At 60.6% G+C, this 18,025-nt stretch carries 17 protein-coding genes; 9 read left to right on the top strand and 8 right to left on the bottom strand.

Features of this window, described 5'->3' with window-relative positions; translation table 11 throughout:
- Positions 1-69 precede the first annotated feature (69 nt).
- From U5L73_RS02225 to U5L73_RS02240, 4 genes are read left to right on the top strand one after another with little or no spacing between them, the layout of a single operon-like run.
- Positions 70-1,071: a sulfate ABC transporter substrate-binding protein gene (locus tag U5L73_RS02225; protein ID WP_322560826.1), complete on the top strand. Its 1,002-nt coding sequence runs from the start codon at positions 70-72 to the stop codon at positions 1,069-1,071.
- Positions 1,072-1,929, top strand: a complete 858-nt coding sequence (cysT, locus tag U5L73_RS02230) for a sulfate ABC transporter permease subunit CysT (protein ID WP_322560827.1) — start codon at positions 1,072-1,074, stop codon at positions 1,927-1,929.
- 2 nt (positions 1,930-1,931) lie between these two features.
- Entirely contained in the window at positions 1,932-2,819 is an 888-nt protein-coding gene (gene cysW, locus U5L73_RS02235; protein WP_322560828.1) for a sulfate ABC transporter permease subunit CysW, read from the top strand.
- Between the two features lie 26 nt (positions 2,820-2,845).
- Complete coding sequence (locus U5L73_RS02240) at positions 2,846-3,937, top strand: sulfate ABC transporter ATP-binding protein (RefSeq protein ID WP_322560829.1); 1,092 nt, start codon at positions 2,846-2,848, stop codon at positions 3,935-3,937.
- A gap of 121 nt (positions 3,938-4,058) precedes the next feature.
- Here the strand turns inward: U5L73_RS02240 and U5L73_RS02245 are convergent, their stop codons facing one another.
- From U5L73_RS02245 to U5L73_RS02280, 8 genes are all read right to left on the bottom strand, one after another.
- A complete protein-coding gene (locus tag U5L73_RS02245; protein ID WP_322560830.1) occupies positions 4,059-4,475 on the bottom strand; it encodes a hypothetical protein in 417 nt (138 codons plus the stop codon).
- A 166-nt stretch (positions 4,476-4,641) separates the two neighbouring features.
- On the bottom strand, positions 4,642-5,268 hold the full coding sequence (locus U5L73_RS02250; protein WP_322560831.1) for a TetR/AcrR family transcriptional regulator: 627 nt from the start codon (positions 5,266-5,268) through the stop codon (positions 4,642-4,644).
- Positions 5,269-5,368: 100 nt separating this feature from the next.
- Positions 5,369-6,373 carry an ABC transporter substrate-binding protein gene (locus U5L73_RS02255; RefSeq protein ID WP_322560832.1) on the bottom strand — a complete coding sequence of 335 codons (1,005 nt, stop codon included), beginning with the start codon at positions 6,371-6,373 and terminating at the stop codon, positions 5,369-5,371.
- 54 nt (positions 6,374-6,427) lie between these two features.
- Positions 6,428-7,315, bottom strand: a complete 888-nt coding sequence (locus tag U5L73_RS02260) for an ABC transporter permease (RefSeq protein ID WP_322560833.1) — start codon at positions 7,313-7,315, stop codon at positions 6,428-6,430.
- The gene (locus U5L73_RS02265) at positions 7,312-8,205 is read right to left on the bottom strand and encodes an ABC transporter permease (protein ID WP_322560834.1); all 894 of its coding nucleotides are present in this window, start codon (positions 8,203-8,205) and stop codon (positions 7,312-7,314) included. Before U5L73_RS02265 ends, U5L73_RS02260 begins: the two co-directional genes overlap by 4 nt.
- On the bottom strand, positions 8,192-9,022 hold the full coding sequence (locus U5L73_RS02270; protein WP_322560835.1) for an ABC transporter ATP-binding protein: 831 nt from the start codon (positions 9,020-9,022) through the stop codon (positions 8,192-8,194). The genes U5L73_RS02265 and U5L73_RS02270 overlap by 14 nt, the downstream gene beginning before the upstream one ends.
- Before the next feature lie 149 nt (positions 9,023-9,171).
- Positions 9,172-9,813 (bottom strand): response regulator transcription factor, encoded by a 642-nt coding sequence (locus U5L73_RS02275; RefSeq protein WP_322560836.1) that lies wholly within the window; start codon positions 9,811-9,813, stop codon positions 9,172-9,174.
- Positions 9,814-9,832: 19 nt separating this feature from the next.
- Entirely contained in the window at positions 9,833-11,758 is a 1,926-nt protein-coding gene (locus tag U5L73_RS02280; protein ID WP_322560837.1) for a two-component system sensor histidine kinase NtrB, read from the bottom strand.
- Between the two features lie 39 nt (positions 11,759-11,797).
- Between U5L73_RS02280 and U5L73_RS02285 the strand changes: the two genes are divergently transcribed.
- From U5L73_RS02285 to U5L73_RS02305, 5 genes are all read left to right on the top strand, one after another.
- Complete coding sequence (locus U5L73_RS02285; RefSeq protein WP_322560838.1) at positions 11,798-12,826, top strand: TRAP transporter substrate-binding protein; 1,029 nt, start codon at positions 11,798-11,800, stop codon at positions 12,824-12,826.
- A gap of 150 nt (positions 12,827-12,976) precedes the next feature.
- The gene (locus tag U5L73_RS02290; RefSeq protein WP_322560839.1) at positions 12,977-13,465 is read left to right on the top strand and encodes a tripartite tricarboxylate transporter TctB family protein; all 489 of its coding nucleotides are present in this window, start codon (positions 12,977-12,979) and stop codon (positions 13,463-13,465) included.
- 36 nt (positions 13,466-13,501) lie between these two features.
- A complete protein-coding gene (locus tag U5L73_RS02295; protein WP_322560840.1) occupies positions 13,502-15,013 on the top strand; it encodes a tripartite tricarboxylate transporter permease in 1,512 nt (503 codons plus the stop codon).
- Positions 15,014-15,055: 42 nt separating this feature from the next.
- On the top strand, positions 15,056-16,162 hold the full coding sequence (locus U5L73_RS02300; protein WP_322560841.1) for an ABC transporter substrate-binding protein: 1,107 nt from the start codon (positions 15,056-15,058) through the stop codon (positions 16,160-16,162).
- Between the two features lie 119 nt (positions 16,163-16,281).
- Positions 16,282-17,976, top strand: coding sequence for a diguanylate cyclase (locus tag U5L73_RS02305; protein WP_322560842.1), 1,695 nt, complete (start codon positions 16,282-16,284; stop codon positions 17,974-17,976).
- The last annotated feature ends 49 nt before the right edge of the window (positions 17,977-18,025 follow it).

Consider the following 18,025-nt stretch of genomic DNA (forward strand, 5'->3'; position numbering starts at 1 on the left):
TCTTCAGAATCGGATCATCACCGACTTGTGGGCCGTTTTGTTACGGCCCACGCACCTTCTGGAGCCGCTATGAATTTCAAACAAAAAACCTCGTTGGCGCTTGCTGCCATTGCGCTGACTGCTAGCAATTTTGCAGTAGCACAAACCTCGCTGCTCAACGTGTCGTATGACGTGGCGCGCGAGTTCTACAAAGATGTGAACACCGCGTTCATTGCCAATTACAAGGAAACTACCGGCAAAGACATCAAGATCGACCAGTCCCACGCCGGCTCCAGCGCCCAGGCGCGCGCGGTGAACGATGGCTTGGAAGCCGACGTGGTCACCATGAACACCACCACCGATGTGGACTTTTTGGCCGGCACCGGTGTAGTGGCCAAAGACTGGGCCAAGAAATTCCCCAACAACGCAGCCCCCACCAGCTCCACCATGCTGTTTCTGGTGCGCAATGGCAATCCCAAAGGCATCAAGGATTGGGACGACCTGATCAAGCCCGGCGTGCAGGTGATTGTGGTGAACCCCAAAACGGGCGGCAACGGCCGCATGGCCTATATGGCCGCATGGGGCCAGGTTCGAAAAAAGGGCGGCACCGACGCCCAAGCCCAAGAATTTGTGAGCAAGCTGTACAAAAACGTGCCCATCCTGGCCAAGGGCGGCCGCGATGCGACCAGCGTCTTCTTGCAGCGCAACATCGGTGACGTGCTGATTACGTTCGAATCTGAAGTCGTGTCGGTGAACAAAGAGTTCGGCACGGGCAAGGTCGATGCGATCCACCCCGGCATCTCCATCGTGGCCGAGAACCCGGTCGCCGTGGTGGAACGCACCGTGGCCAAGAAAGGCACTGCCGAGCAGGCCCGCGCCTACCTGAACTTCTTGTACACCGATGAAGGCCAAGAAATTGCAGCCAAGCACGCCATCCGCCCCAGCAACCCAACCATCCTGAAGAAGTACGCCAGCACCTTCAAGCCGATCACGCTGTTCCGTGCGGAAGAATTCTTTGGCTCGTTCGCGGAAGCGCAAAAAGTGCACTTCAACGATGGCGGCCAATTCGACAAGCTCTACACCGTCAAGTAAATGACTGCTGATGTTCTGCAGGCGCCGCTTAGCAAGCGGGCGCCCAAACGGGTGCTGCCCGGTTTCCGGCTGACGCTGGGCTACACCTTGTTTTATCTGGCGCTGATCGTGCTGTTGCCGCTCTCAGCGCTGGTCTTCAAAACCTTCACCCTCACGTTAGACCAGTTCTGGGCAGCCGTGGCGAGCCCGCGTGTCGTAGCCTCGTACCAACTGACTTTCGGGGCTTCATTTTTTGCTGCACTGGTGAATTCGGTGTTCGGCCTGCTGATCGCCTGGGTACTGGTGCGCTACCAGTTCCCCGGCAAAAAGATCATTGATGCGCTGGTCGACCTGCCTTTTGCGCTGCCCACCGCAGTGGCGGGCATTTCGCTCACCGCGCTGCTGGCGGGCAACGGCTGGATTGGCAGCTTGCTGGAGCCGCATGGCATCCAGCTGGCCTTTAACCGCAATGGGGTGGTGATCGCCCTGATCTTTATCGGCCTGCCCTTTGTGGTGCGCACGGTGCAGCCGGTGCTGGAAGATGCAGAAAAAGAACTCGAAGAAGCCGCTACCTGCCTGGGTGCCACGCGCTGGCAGACCTTCAGGCACGTGATCTTTCCGACCATCGCGCCCGCGCTGCTCACCGGCTTTGCCATGGCCTTTGCCCGCGGTGTGGGCGAGTACGGCTCGGTCATTTTTATTGCCGGCAACATGCCCATGATTTCTGAAATCACCCCGCTCATCATCATCAGCAAGCTCGAGCAATATGACTATGCGGGCGCCACGGCGGTCGCTACCGTCATGCTGCTGGCGTCTTTTGTCATGCTGATGGTGATCAACAGCCTGCAAGCTTGGCAGCGCAAACGTGCGGGAGCCTGATCATGAGTAGCACACGCACGATCCGCCGCGCCAAAGCTGGCACTACCGAGCCCGCATGGGTGAAGTGGTCGCTCATCGCTGTGGCGCTGGGCTTTATCTTTTTGTTTCTGGTCTTGCCGCTGGCTGCGGTGTTTACCGAGGCCTTGCGCAAAGGCGGCGAAGAGTTCCTGCTGGCCCTGAAAGAGCCGGACGCTTGGAGCGCCATCCGCCTGACGCTGCTGATCGCCGCCATCACGGTGCCGATGAATCTGGTGTTCGGTGTGGCAGCCGCCTGGTGTATTGCCAAATACGAGTTCAAGGGCAAAGCCTTTTTGACCACGCTGGTGGACCTGCCGTTCTCGGTGTCACCTGTGGTGGCGGGCCTGATTTATGTGTTGATGTTCGGAGCGCACGGCTGGTTCGGCCCGTGGCTCATGGCCAATGACATCAAGATCGTGTTTGCTGTGCCCGGCATTGTGTTGGCCACCATCTTTGTAACCGTGCCTTTCATTGCCCGGGAGTTAATCCCGCTCATGCAAGCGCAAGGTACCGACGAAGAGCAGGCTGCCCAAGTGCTGGGTGCCAGCGGCTGGCAGACCTTCTGGCACGTGACACTGCCCAACATCAAGTGGGGCCTGATTTATGGCGTCATCCTGTGTAACGCACGCGCTATGGGCGAATTCGGCGCGGTATCGGTTGTGTCTGGGCACATCCGTGGCCAGACCAACACCATGCCACTGCACGTCGAGATTTTGTACAACGAATACCAGTCGGTCGCCGCTTTTGCCATTGCCTCGTTGCTGGCCTTGCTGGCGCTGGTCACCCTGGTGATCAAGTCCTTTGTGGAGTGGAAGTTTGAGCGCGACCAGAAGGCCGCTGCAGACTTGCCCCCTGAGCGCCCTCTGGCGTAAGCGCCCCATTTTTCGAGATTAGAACCATGAGTATTGCAATCCGCAACGTCAGCAAAGACTTCGGCACCTTCAAGGCGCTGCAGGACGTGAACTTGGACATCGAGTCCGGTGAACTCGTCGCCCTGCTCGGGCCCTCCGGCTGCGGCAAGACCACGCTCTTACGCATCATCGCGGGCCTGGAAACTGCAGACCACGGCAACATCCTCTTCAGCGGCGAAGACACCACCGACGTGCATGTGCGTGAGCGCAACGTGGGCTTTGTGTTCCAGCACTACGCCCTATTCCGCCACATGAGCGTGTTTGACAACGTGGCTTTCGGCCTGCGCATGAAGCCGCGCGCTATCCGCCCTTCTGAAGCCGTCATCAAGCAAAAGGTGCACGACCTGCTAGGCCTGGTGCAACTGGACTGGCTGGCCGACCGTTACCCCGCGCAGCTCTCTGGCGGTCAGCGTCAGCGCATTGCGCTAGCCCGCGCTTTGGCCGTAGAGCCCAAAGTGCTGCTACTGGACGAGCCCTTTGGCGCGCTGGATGCCAAGGTGCGCAAGGAACTGCGCCGCTGGCTGCGCCGCCTGCATGACGACTTGCATGTAACCAGCATCTTCGTGACCCACGACCAGGAAGAAGCCCTGGAAGTGGCCGACCGCGTGGTGCTGATGAACAGCGGCAAGGTCGAGCAGATCGGCTCGCCCCAGCAGGTGTGGGACCACCCCGCCAGCCCGTTTGTCTACGGCTTCTTGGGCGATGTGAACCTGTTCCACGGCCGTGCCCACGAAGGCGAAATGCTGATCGGCGAAGACCACCACGGCGTGCGCCTGGCCAGCCCTGAGCACAGCGAAGCGCAAAACGCCAAAGCCTTTGCCTATGTGCGCCCGCACGATCTGGATGTGCAGCCCTACAAGGCAGGCCAGCCGGTGAGCGGCATCGTTGCCAAGCTGGTTCGCGCCATTGTGGTGGGCCCGATTGCAAGGCTGGAGCTGCTGCCCGAAGACCGCAGCGCAGCGGGCAGCGGCGACATCATCGAAGCGCAGATCGGCGCGCAGGAATACAAAGCGCTGGAACTCAAAGACGGCGACACCGTGGTGCTGACACCGCGCAAGGCGCGGGTGTTTACGGCTTGATGTGAGATGAAGAGCGCGAAAGCGCTATAAAAACAGGAGCTGCTAGCGCAAATTCCATATGCGCTAGCAGCTCTTTTGACTATAGCGCCGATTTCCAGAGCACCAAGGAGTGCACAGTGGTTTAGCGCGTCGTCAACAAATAGACAACTGCCCACACCAACATCGCGACGGCCCCAGTGGTGAGGTAAGACACCAGCGCCAGTCTGCGGCGATGGAGCTCTACGCGTTGCACCAAGACGGTGTTCTGGTCGGCCAGCTGTTTGATCAGACCGGTGGCTGAGAGCAACTCCTCCCGTAACTCTCCGACCGAGGCCTGCAGTACCTGGACATCCGCACGCAAGCGCTGGATTGAATCGTCCGGCAGATCGCCCCCGGTAGCGCCGGTACCGGCTTGGGGTGCGAGCTCGGCGTCGTTCTTTTTTCTGCGGGTGACCGCGCCCCACAATTTGGTGGCGCCCTCTGCGACTTTGGGCGCAGCGTCGATCACTTGGCCCCAAGGTACGTTGGAAAGCACAGTGATGATGGTTCCTGCGGCCATGAAAATCTCCTCTTGGGGGGTTAAAGGACCCTGCGTCTTCCCTCCATTTTGCGGGATGGTCCGTTTTCACCAAAAGCGGTAGGGGTACCGGGTATTGGCAGACACTACTAAAACCATAGCAACTCCCGCAGACTGTGCGTGGGCCAGCATCAGATTTAGCTTGAAATCACAAGCCACAGCCCCGCAAGATAAACGACACCAAGTGCTGGGTCGCGCGCTCAAAGTCTTTCTCACCGAGCGTCTCCTGGTCCATCACGGCACAGACCTGCACATCAAAGTCAGCATAGGTCTGAGTGGCGGCCCAGATGGTGAAGAAAAGGTGCATGCCGTCCACCGGAGCGATGCGCTTGGCGTCCACCCACGCTTGTACCACTGCGGCTTTTTCCAGCGTGAGTTGGCGCAGGTCCGTCGCCAACAACTCTTTCACCACCGGCGCGCCGTGCAACAGTTCGTTGGCCCACACTTTGGAGCCGTCAGGCCGCTGGGCGGAAAGCTCCATCTTGGCGCGTATGTATTGTTCCAGCGCGGTGCGCGGGTCGGCATCGTCGGTAATGCCATGGGTGGGCACCAGCCAGTCGCTCAGAATTTGGGCCAGTACGGCGCGGTACAGCACTTCTTTGCTGCCGAAGTAGTAGTGCAGGTTGGCCTTGGGCAGTCCACTGGCCTCGGCGATGGCGGCCATGGTGGCTCCACTGAACCCGGCTCGCGCAAACACTTTCTCGGCGGCAGACAAGATAAGGGCCTCATTCGCCCGGCGAATGAGGCCCTTGGGAGCTTCGGCAACGTGAGTCATGTCGCCGAACTATAAACGCCCCCACGCTCCGCCGCTGCGCGGGTCGCTGCCCCCCGAGGGGGCGCGTTACGCCTTGGGGCGGCCCGGCGGCGAAACGTCATCACTTCTGGGCAGCTTCATAGATGGCGTGCGAATACGCAGCCTTGCCCGGGTCTTTCTTGATCACCGGGTCGCTGCCACCGGCCAGCAACACCTTGACGGTGCGCTCGTAAGCGGCGGGCTCGAGGTAACCAATCTTCTTGGTACCGGCATTGGTGATCAGCTTGGCCACGTTTTCCATCTGGCGCTTCTGCACCTTCACGCTGGCGCTGCCGGAGGTGTCTGCGGCGACCACGGCTTTGGCAGCACCTTCGGGATCTTTGACCGCAGCGTCCCAGCCCTTGAGCGTGGCTTTGAGGAACTTGCCCATCTTGGCGACGAAGGCCGGATCCTTCAGGTTGCCTTCGAGCACGTACAAGCCGTCTTCCAGCGTAGCGACACCTTCTTTTTCGTAGAAGAAGGTGACCAGGTCGTTCTCTTTCACACCCGCGTCCACCACTTGCCAGTACTCGTTGTAAATCATGGTGGAAATACAAGCGGCCTGGTTCTGCAACAACGGGTCGACGTTGAAGCCTTGCTTGAGGATCTTGATGTCGGAGTCGGTTTTCAGGCCGAGCTTGCCCATCCAGTTGAGGAAGGGGTATTCGTTACCGCCGTACCAGACGCCCAGCGTCTTACCCTTGAAGTCTTTGGGGCTGGCTACGCCGCTGGCCTTTTTGCAGGTCAGCATCAGGCCGGACTGGTTGAACACCTGGGCCACGTTCACCAAGGGCACACCGGCTTCACGCGCGGCCAAGGCCGAGGGCATCCAGTCCACCACGATGTCGGCTTGTTTGCCCGCAATCACCTGGGTGGGCGCAATGTCGGGGCCACCCGGCTTGATGGTCACATCCAGGCCGGCATCTTTATAGAAGCCCTTGGCCGCAGCCATGTAGTAGCCGGCAAACTGGGCCTGGGGCACCCACTTGAGCTGCACAGTCACCTTGTCGGCAGCGTAGGCGGCAAAGCCTGCAGCAACCAGCGCCAGAGCCAGCAGGCTCTTGGCACATTGGGAAGAACACATCATGGAAAGCTCCTTCTACGGGTTAATGGAAAAACGCAACACGGACCTAGCGCGGGCTCACCCTTCGCGCACTGAGGGATGCCAGAACGCCGCGCGGCGCTCCAGTGCAACTAGCAAGGCGTAGGCCACCGATCCGGTTACCGCCGCCACCACAATCGCGCCCCAGACCAACGGCATGTTCATGCGCGCTGCTTCGGTGCTGATGCGAAAACCCAGGCCCGCCGTGGGCGAACCAAAAAACTCGGCCACGATGGCGCCAATCAGTGCCAGCGTGGCATTGACCTTGAGCGCCCCAAAAATGAAGGGCAGCGCAGCCGGCAAGCGCAGCGCCAACAAGGTGCGCGGGTAACTGGCCGCGTAGCTGTACATCAGCTCCCGCTCCAACTTGCCGGCTGCCTGCAGGCCTGCCAAGGTGGACACCAGCATGGGGAAAAAGGTCATGAGCACCACCACCGCTGCTTTGGAGGGCCAATCGAACCCGAACCACATGACCGCAATCGGCGCCACACCGACCAGAGGAATAGCGCTGGTGAGCGAGGCCACCGGCAGCAGGCCGCGCTGCAAAAACGGCATGCGGTCAATCGCCACAGCCACGCCAAAGCCGAGGCCGCAACCCAGTGCCCAACCGATCAGCACCGCCTTGCCCACGGTTTGCACAAAGTCGCCCCAGAGCTTGGGGGCGTTGTCGCCAATCGAACCTATCACCAGGCTGGGGGCGGGCAGCAGTACACGGGGTACCTCCAGCGCGCGCACCAAAATCTCCCAGAACAACACCACCCAGGCACCAAACAGGGCGGCAGTAGCCATGCCCACCCAACTGCGGCCCTGGATGGCTGCCATGCGGTAGACGCTGTAACCCGCAACCAGAGCTAGCAGCACGATGCCGGGCCAAAACCATGGAGCAACGCCGGTAGCGACGGTTTCGATTGCGGCTGTATCGCTCATTTCGCACCCCGGCTACGCAACACCAAACGCTCCACACCAGCGACGATGCCGGTGAGCGCTAGACCCAACAGGGCAGACATCACCAGCGCAGACCAGATTTGCGTGGTCTGCCCGTAATACGAGCCTGTGAGTAAGCGGGCACCCAAGCCAGCCTGCGCACCGGTGGGCAACTCCGCCACCATAGCGCCGACCAGGCCCGCCGCCACGCCCACCCGCAGTGCGGGAAACAAGAAAGGCAGAGCCGCCGGCAAGCGCAGCAACCACAGCGATTGCCAGCGCGAGGCGGCGTAGGTGTACATCATCTCGGTTTCTATTTTTTGCGGTGAGCGCAAGCCCTGCACCATGGCCACGGTGACCGGGAAAAAGCACAGGTACATGGCAATGAATGCCTTGGGTGCAGTACCGGCAAACCCGAGACTGCCCAGCACTACCAGCACAATGGGCGCAATCGCCAGCACCGGCACGGTTTGCGACGCCACGATCCACGGTAGCAAGGCTTTATCGAGCGTGCGGCTGTGCACGATCAGCACCGACAGCAACAAACCCAAAGCCGTGCCCATGGCAAAGCCCAGTAAGGTCGACTGGCCGGTGACGATGACGTGGTAGATCAGGTTGCGGGGCGAGTCGATGGGCCATTCGGTAAGGCTCTCGTAGAAGTCGGCAGCCACTTGGTGGGGCGCCGGCACGAGTGGGCGCTCCATGGTCATGGTGGCTTCAAACAGCTCCATGTGGGTGTAGCCGGCCTCTTCGTCCAGCACACGCTCGATGGCGCCTTGTGCATTCATGCCCCAGGCCGCGCCGTACCAGGCCAGCACCACGGCCAGCAGCACCACCACGACCGGCAGCCAGTCGTGCGCGATGCGTTGGGTCAGGGTTTTAGTGGTGGCCATCGGCTAGAGCCTCGCGCACTTCGTGGGCCAGCTCCATAAAAGCCGGCGTATCCCGCAATCCCAGATGGCGCTCATCGGGCAAGGGGGAGTCAATCACCTTGACGATGCGCCCGGGGCGCGGAGACATCACCACAATTTTGGTGGACAGATAAACCGCCTTCGAAATGCTGTGGGTCACAAACACTACGGTGCGCCGCTCGCGCTGCCAGAGCTGCTGCAACTGCTCATTGAGCCGGTCGCGCGTGATTTCATCCAGCGCACCAAAGGGCTCGTCCATCATCAGAATCTTGGGCTCGAAAGACAGTGCACGCGCAATCGAGACCCGCTGCTGCATGCCACCGGAGAGCTGCCACGGGTATTTGCCCTCAAAGCCTTTGAGACCCACGCGCTCCAAGTGCTCGAGGGCAATGGCTTTGGCCTCGGCCCTGCCTTTGCCCTGGATTTGAAGCGGCAGGGTCACGTTGGCCAACACATTGCGCCAAGGGAACAGGGCGGGTGCCTGGAACACATAACCATAAGCACGGGCCAGCCGGGCATCGTGCGGGCTCACGCCATTGACCAGCACTTCGCCGGAACTGATGTGCTCGAGGTCTGCAATCACTCGCATCAGCGTGGTTTTGCCGCAACCGGATGGGCCAATGAGCGAGACGAACTCCCCCTCACGGATATCAAGATCGATGTTGGATAACGCATGAACTGGTGTGTCCGCCGTTTGGTAGATCACGCTGGCATTTCGGACAGCCACCGCGGTGCGGGCAGCGATGGGCGCCGCGGTATGGGAGGTGGCCCGGGGGCCTGATGCTTCGGAATGGTTCATTGGCACACAGTAGCAGGAGTCATGGCTGCACCAAGGATGGGCACAGCCGCCGATTCAACCGTCACAAGTTAACCAAACGGTCAAGTTATAGACCCATCCTAGCCAGTTCCGTGCCAAACCTATTACGGGGTTTGTACGGGGCCTGTGTTTCAAACCTTGTCCGGGGGAGCGCCTATGGGCTGCAGGCGGCCGAGCTTGTGGGCCAGCTCGATGGCCGAGCTCACCCCCATTTTTTCGAAGATGTTGGCGCGGTGAAACTCCACCGTGCGCGGAGTGATGCCCAAATGATCCGCAATGTTCTTGTTGTAGTGCCCCAGGATGAGCTGGTCCAGCACCTCGCGCTCGCGCGGGCTCAGCGAGGCCAGTGCATAACGCAGGCGGTGTGCCTCTTGATTGGCATTGCCGTGTGCCGCTGCAGCGGCCAGGGCCTGCTCGACACGGTCGACCAGCACATTGTCTTGAAATGGTTTTTCCAGAAAGTCCCAGGCCCCGTTTTTCACAGCGGCTACTGCCGTGCCCACATCGCCATTGCCCGTCAAAAACAACACCGGCCAGGGGCAGGCTAATGCCTTGAGTTGCTCAAACACCTGAAGGCCGGTCATCGGCACCATCCGGATGTCGAGCAACACCACCGCCTGCTCCCACACGCCGGCGCGGGCTCTGACAGACTCCAAGAACGGCGGGCCGCTGTCCCAGGTAGTGGCTTTGTGCCCGCGGGAATCAAACAGCCATGCCAAGCCCTCGCGCATGTCGGCGTCGTCATCAACGATGTAAATGGCTGCAGTGCTCACAGGTGCCTTTCCGGGGGGCCTATTGTGCCGCTAGCGGCAAACTGACCGTAAACCGTGCGCCCCTGAGCTCCGGTGCACGGTCTACGACGATGCGCCCGTGGTGGGCCTCGACGATCGAGCGGCAAATCGGCAAGCCCATGCCCATGCCGCCTTCTTTGCTGCTGTAAAACGCATCAAAAATGTGCGCCTGGTTTTCATCGGGCACCCCCGGCCCGTTGTCCGACACGCTGAGCTGGGCCCACTCCCCCTCCACCAACAATGCCAGATGCACTTGTGGCGTATCGGAGTGCGCTTGGGCAGCCTCTTGGGCGTTTGTGAGCAGGTTGTTGAGCAGGTGTTCGATCAGCAGCTCATCCGCCTTGACCCACACCGGTGCGAGCTCGGGCATGGCGTGGGGTGCCATGCTTTGGAGCACCGGCACCAGATCGAGCCGCTGCAAGGAAATTTCGCGCCGGCGGGCAATTGCGTTGACCCGTTGAATGATGCGGCCGGCGCGCTCCGCGAGACCGGCAATACGTTGCACCACAGGCGCTGTCTCATCAGGGCTGATGCGTCCGTCTTTCAACCGGTTCAGCAAGCCGGTAGCAAAACTGCTGAGGGCACCGAGCGGCTGGTTGAGTTCATGTGCCAAGGTCGACGCTACCTCGCCAACAGCAACCAAACGGCCTGTAGCCTCCAGACGCTCTTGCTGCTGCAACGCAACGGCTTGCGCCCGCTTGCGCTCGCTAATGTCAAGGACCGAGCTCATCCAGCCGATGTGCGCGCCGGTGTCGGTATGCAATGGGGCTTCGTGGATCAGCACATCCAACAGATGGCCATCCCGATGCTGGAACTGCACCTCGACACCATCGATCTGCGTGCCGTGGACCAAGATATCTCGGTGCACCTGCTCAATGTGAGTGTCGTTGCCCTTCGGCCAATACGGCATGGGTGCAGCCACACCCACCAGCGCCTGCGCCGGGTAGCCTACCAAGCGGCAAAAGGCTTCGTTGACATACAGCACCCGGCCTTCCATGTCCCATGCCCGCAAACCGATGGTGACCGAGTTCTCCATGGCGGTGCGCAGGGCCACCTCGGCCTGCAAACGCGCCTGCACTCGCTGGCGCTTCTGGATATCGCGCCTCAGCGCCCACAGACTCACCAGCATGCCGCCCAAAAACACCATGGCCACCAGCAAAAACATACGCGGCACGGTAGCGGGTTGACCTTGGATCGGTGTGACCTCCAGATACACATCGGTGCCGGCAAGGTTCATGGCGGCACGAAAGGGTTTCAGCGAAGAGGGTTCCGCCTGCACCCTACCCTCGTCAAGCACGAGGCGCACTTGGTGTTCACGTGCAAACCACTCTGGCACCACGCCCTGCACCGCAACGTCGAGTGACAAGGCGGCCACGTAGTTGCCCACAAAATAGCCCCGCTCAAAATACGGCACCGCCAGCCACACCACCGGCAGCAAAGCGCCATCAGACGCCCGCATCGGGCCCCCATAGGCGGAGCGGCGCAGCCCTCGTGCGGTGTCATTCATGGTGGCCAGCGCCTGAGCATTCAGGGGGTGGCGAGACTCGTCTACTTGCCACAAACCCGGCGGGGCGTTCAAAGGCGCGCCCACCCAACCTTGGGCCAGCAACACACCGGGCTCGCGCCACAGCAAGCCCCCCTGCACATCGGCCGACTGGCGCGCAGCGACCCGCAAATCTTCTTCGAGACGGCGGAAGTGAAACTGCACACTCTGCTCCAGCCATTGTGCGTCCGCCGCCCTCCGTCGGGTGTCTTCCTCCGATTCAAAGTGCTGGAGATACAGCACCAATGCAATCACAGACCCCACCACCAAGGCCAAAAAGCCCGACAGCCATACCCCGGGCCAGCGGCCACGGCTCCCTGTGCCTGTGCCGCTTTCGCGCAAGGCAGCAAAGTTCAAAGCAGCGGACGGGTTGCGCTCAGGCATGGTGAAGGTGAGATCAAAGGCACTCGCATAATAGCGACCATGCCCTCGAGCCGCACTCCTACGCTGACACGGCGCCACTGTTTACAGCTGGCTGCAGCCACTGGTGCGGCCAATACGGCGCCCAGGGTTTGGGGTGCCCCGTCGATCACGGTACGGCTGTCCCATGTCGTTGCGCGTGACACCCCCAAAGGCATGGCGCTGGAGCGCTTCCGCGCCCTGACCGAAGAGCGCAGCCAAGGGCGCTTGCGGGTTCAGATTTACCCACAAGGCCAGCTCTATGGAGACCACGACGAGATGCAGGCCCTGCAGCTCGGTGCGGTCGACATGGTGGCCCCCTCATTGTCCAAGTTCGGCCCCATCGGATTCCCGGAATTCGAGTTGTTCGACCTGCCCTTCCTGTTCGACACCTTGGACGCAGTGCGCCGACTCACCCGTGGCAAAGTGGGCAAGACCCTGCTGGAGAGCTTGCAGCGGCAGCGGTTATCGGGCTTGGGGTTTTTTGACAACGGCTTCAAGCACATGAGTGCGAACCGGCCCTTACTGGAGCCCCGCGACTTTGTGGGTCTGCGCATGCGAGTACAGGCCTCCCGGGTGATTGCACAGCAAATGCGGGCTTGGGGCGCTTGGCCCGTCACGCTGCCATTCAGTGAAACAAGGCGCGCATTGGAAACCGGGGTGGTGGACGGTACCGAAAATCCGGTGTCCAACTTCTGGACACAAGGCATGCAAGCGGTGCAGAGCGACTTGAGCCTTACCGCCCACGGCTACCTCGGCTATGCCGTCGTGACCCACCAGCGCTTTTGGGAGAACCTCCCGGCAGGCGATCGCCGCATCATGCATAGCGCACTCGAAGACGCGCTGGTATTCGGCAATGAAATTGCAGATGCGCAAAACGGCAAAGCACTCGCCGCATTGCACTTAACCGGCGCAGCCCACATCCATAACCCGACCCCTGCGCAAACCCGACTCCTCAAGAATGCATCCAGACCGGTGCACGCCGAGCTGGCTGCCCGGATCGGGCAGGACTGGTTACGCACGGTACAAAGCGCCCTCGCCAAAGGCGCCTAGGGTTACTACTGAAGGGTTTTCCCGAGCTGTTGAACGCCACAGTTACCGGGTCAGACACCACTGGATAACCTTCGCCCCGCAGAGTCGGGTTGCAGCTTCGGCAACCACGCCCGCGATCTCGTTTTCCCCAAAAACAAAGAAGGCACTCACTTGAAAATCCAAAGTCAAAAAGACTTCTACTCCGGCCTGATGTTCACCATCGTGGGCGGCAGTTTTGCGCTGGGCGCCAGCTCTTACCAGTTGGGTACCGGCGCCCGCATGGGCCCGGGCTACTTCCCCCTGATCCTGGGCATTCTGCTCGCCGTGCTGGGCTGTGCGATTGCTGTGAAGAGCATGATCACTCCCACGCCAGACGGCGACAAGATCGGCAAATTCGCCTGGAAGCCGCTGTTCTTCATCATCAGCGCCAACTTGGTGTTCGGCGCCTGCATCGGCGGCCTGCCAGTCATCGGCTTGAAACCCCTGGGCCTGATCGTCGGTATCTACCTGCTCACCTACATCGCCAGCCACGCAGGCGATGAACACAAGTTCAAGGAAGTCGCCATTCTGGCCACCATCTTGGCTCTCTTGAGCTACGTCGCCTTCATCGTTCTCCTCAAGCTGCAGTTCCCGGTCTGGCCTGCTTACTTCACCGCCTGAGCCACGACTGAACCATCGACAGGAACTGCACACACCATGGAACTCTTTGACAACCTCGCCCTCGGCTTTGGCGTGGCCTTCACCGGCCAGAATCTGATTTACGCCTTCATCGGCTGTTTGCTGGGCACCTTGATCGGCGTCTTGCCCGGCATCGGCCCCTTGGCGACCATCGCCATGCTCTTGCCTGCCACCTATGCACTCCCACCGGTATCCGCACTGATCATGCTGGCCGGTATTTACTACGGCGCCCAGTACGGCGGATCAACGACCGCCATCCTGGTGAACCTGCCCGGGGAGTCGTCTTCGGTGGTGACCGTGATTGACGGTTACCAGATGGCCCGTAACGGCAGAGCTGGTCCTGCACTCGCTGCAGCGGGCTTGGGTTCTTTCTTTGCCGGTTGCGTAGGCACCCTGATCCTGGCGGCCTTTGCAGGCCCCCTGACTGAGGTGGCCTTCAAGTTCGGCCCGGCCGAATACTTCAGCCTCATGATCCTGGGTCTGATTGGTGCAGTGGTGCTGGCCTCGGGCTCTTTGCTCAAAGCGCTGGCCATGATTCTCTTGGGTCTCTTGCTGGGCATGATCGGCACCGACGTGAACTCCGGTGTGGCCCGTTACAGCTTTGATATCCCTGAGCTCACCGACGGTATCGGCTTCATCGTGATTGCCATGGGTGTCTTCGGCTACGGCGAGATCATCAGCAACCTGTCCAAGAGCTCCAGTGAGCGGGAGATCTTTACGGCTTCTGTCTCCGGCCTCTTGCCCACCAAACAAGACTTCCAGCGCATGGTGCCCGCTGTTCTGCGCGGTACCGCCTTGGGCTCCTTGCTGGGTATCCTGCCCGGCGGGGGTGCGGTTATGGCAGCCTTTGCGGCCTACACGATTGAGAAGAAGACCAAGCTCCAGCCCGGTGAAGTAGCCTTCGGCAAGGGCAACATCCGCGGAGTGGCAGCGCCTGAAGCGGCGAACAACGCTGGTAGCCAAACCTCGTTCATCCCCCTGCTGACACTGGGTATCCCGCCGAATGCGGTGATGGCCTTGATGGTGGGTGCGATGACGATCCACAACATCCAGCCCGGCCCGCAGGTGATGACAGCTAACCCAGAACTCTTCTGGGGTCTGATTGCCTCCATGTGGATCGGCAACCTGATGCTGGTGATCCTGAACCTGCCACTCATCGGCGTCTGGATCAAGCTCTTGTCCGTGCCTTACCGCTGGTTGTTCCCCTCCATCGTGCTGTTCTGTGCGATCGGGGTGTATTCGACCAACAACAACACCTGGGATATCTGGATGGTGGGCCTGTTCGGCATCATTGGCTACATCTTTATCAAACTGGGTACTGAACCAGCTCCACTGCTGCTGGGCTTTATTCTGGGGCCGATGATGGAGGAGTACTTGCGCCGGGCGCTGCTGCTCTCCCGTGGCGACTGGAGTGTGTTTGTGACACGTCCAATCTCAGCGAGCCTGTTGGTCGCGGCGCTGGCATTGCTGGTGGTGGTGATGCTGCCTTCCATCAAGGCTAAGCGGGAAGAGGCGTTTGTGGAGGATTAGGGGCAGAATCTTGGCTTGTTAAAAACTACACGTTGGCGCACCATGATCCTCCTCCGCACCGCACTGCTCGGACTCTGTCTTGCCAGTACTTGGAATACAGCCCAAGCGCAACTTCGCATCGAGCAAACCGTAGGGGTCACAGGCGCAGTGGCCGCAACGGTCCAAGAGGCCGGACTGGGTGCGCAGCTCTACATTGATACGATCAATGCCAAGGGCGGTGTGGGTGGAGAAAAAATCGAACTTATCACCCTGGATGACAAGTTCGACCCCAAACTCACCGTGGCCAATGCGACGGAACTGATCGAAAACAAAGGAGTGCTGGCACTCTTCATGACACGCGGAACCCCTCACACTGAGGCGCTGATTCCGGTTCTGGACAAATACAACGTGCCGCTTCTGGCGCCATCCACAGGCGCCATGTCCTTGCACCAGCCGGTGAAGAAATACATATTTAACGTGCGCGCCACCTATCAACGGGAGGCCGAGCGCGCAGTGCTTCATTTGGCCGCTACGGAGCTGACCCGGTTGGCCATCATTCATGTGGACGATAGCTTCGGCTTGGATGGCCTGGCCGGCACACAAAAGGGATTGGAAGGGGCAAGGCTCAGCCCGGTAGCAGTAGCCAAATTCGACCGCAGCAAGCCTGACTTTTCACAAATCGGGCCTGCTATTGCCAAGCTCGAGCCCCAAGCGGTCATGGTGATCGGGTCTGGCACCGCGGTTGTCGATGCCATGAAATCCCTGCGCGACAACGGCAGCAGCGCGCAATTACTCACACTGTCCAACAATGCATCGTCTGGCTTTATCAAATTGCTGGGCGCGAACGCCAGCGGAGTGATCGTGAGCCAAGTGCTCCCGCAGTCGCCGAACTACGCGCTGGTTCAAGAAGCCCCCAGTCTCGCCAAAAGCAAAAACATCACCGACGTCAGCCCAGCCATGCTGGAAGGGTTTGTCTCTGCCAAGGTCTTGGTAGAGGCACTGCGCCGCGCAGGACCCAAGCCCACCCGGGCTAGATTACAAACGGCGCTGGAGACCATGAAAGGCTTCGACCTTGGCGGCCTGAGCCTGAGCTTCAGCGCATCCGACCACACGGGACTGGACTTTGCCGACTTGTCCATCGTGACAGCGTCTGGAAAATTCAGACGCTAGGCTCTAGGCGGCCGCACGGTGCCTCCACCGAACCGCTCAAAGCGGTATGCAACAGGGAACCACCACCCGCAACGCACAAGGGCTAAACCTTGGCGGGTCATGCTAGCGAGCTTGAAAACATGTCAGCGTTTGAATTGAAGAAGCTACAGCTCCACACGCTGCGAGGCCGCCTGGCGCTCTGGTTGGTAGTGCTGGCGATGCTGACTTTGCTCAGCGTGGGCTTGTTTGTCGGGAAACTGGCCACCCAGCAACGGGCCGCCTCTGCCGGCCAGACGCTGCACGCCGCGGCTACCGCGGCCGCCCAACTCCTGAGTGCAAACCTGCGCGAGCGCGAACTCGACATCGCACTCCTTGGACAAGAGCTGCATATGACCCGGGGCCCACTCAACCACCCGGACTTGCTGAAGTCCCTGCAGCTTCGGCGTGAGTCGCGCAGCGAGCTGGTCTGGATGGGTCTGGCCGATGCAGAGGGCAAGGTGATCCAGGCCATTGATGGCTTGCTGGTCGGGCAATCGGTCGCCTCGCGACCCTGGTTTATCGCGGGCAAACAACGCGTGTTCACCGGCGATGTGCATGAGGCTGTTTTACTGGCCAAACTCTTGCCTGCAGTAGCACCAGGGGAGCCTGTACGATTCATTGACTTTGCAGCACCGATCCGGGCTCCTGATGGCCGATTGCTTGGTGTTGTAGGTGCGCACGCAAGTTGGAGCTGGGTCACGCACACCGTGCAAGAGGCGATCCAGAAAGCCGGGAGTGATGTAGAAGTCTTGATTCTGGATCGGCAAGGCGCGGTCTTGTTTCCGGAGGCCATGCTCCAGGAAGCCAAGCGTCCACCTACTGCATCTCCGCCGCCGGCCTTTAGCACCGTGACATGGGAGGATGGCCGCGACTACCTCACCAGCGAAGTGGCGGTAGACGCCAAAACGCCCAATGACCTAGGCTGGCGGATTGTGGTGCGCCAGCCCATTGACGAAGCTTTGGCGCCTGCACGAGCCTTGCGCGACCACTTGATCGTGCTGGGCTTTATCGCCGCCTTGGGCTTTGGTTTGCTGGCGCTACCGCTGGCGCACACGGTGAGTCGCCCGATCGAACAACTGGCCGCTACCGCCCAGCATATCGAGCAACGCTCCGGGCTACCGACGGCGCCAGTGCGAACGCGCTTGCGGGAAGTACAGCAGCTCGACAGGTCCATCCAGTCCATGACACGCTCCCTGCTCGCGCGGGAGCAGGAACTCGAAACCCTGAATCAGACCCTGGAACAACAAGTCACGCAGCGCACACGAGCCTTGGAAACCGCCAACCTAGAGCTCGAACGCCTGGCAACCCACGACGCGCTAACAGGCCTGTACAACCGCCGGCACTGCGACGACCGCCTGGCCGAATGCATTGCTGCGGGGCTGCGCACGGGCAGGCCGTTTGGCATGTTTTTGCTGGATGCAGACCACTTCAAACAGATCAACGACCGGTTCGGCCACGCCACCGGCGATCTGGTGCTACAGCAAGTGGCCGAAGTCCTGCGAAGCCAGGTACGACAAACCGACCTTGCGGCCCGCTATGGCGGGGAAGAGTTTGTGGTTGTTCTACCTTTGAACGGTGATACTGAAGGCGTAGCGCAGGTGGCGGAGAAGGTGCGCGCAGCCATCGAAGCGGCTGAGTTTTCGGACGTCGGCAAAGTCACCGTCAGCATCGGCACCTGCGTCTGGGAACCACCAAACACCAGTGTGGCTGGCCTGGTGCACCGGGCCGATCTCGCGCTCTACCGCGCCAAAGCCCTGGGGCGTAACCGGGTGGAAATAGCGGCCCCCACAGCCTGACACACCAACGACAGCAAAGCGGGTGCCGCATGTCTATAGTGGAGGTTTC

Source organism: Rhodoferax sp., assembly GCF_034520025.1.
Lineage (GTDB): Bacteria > Pseudomonadota > Gammaproteobacteria > Burkholderiales > Burkholderiaceae_C > Allorhodoferax.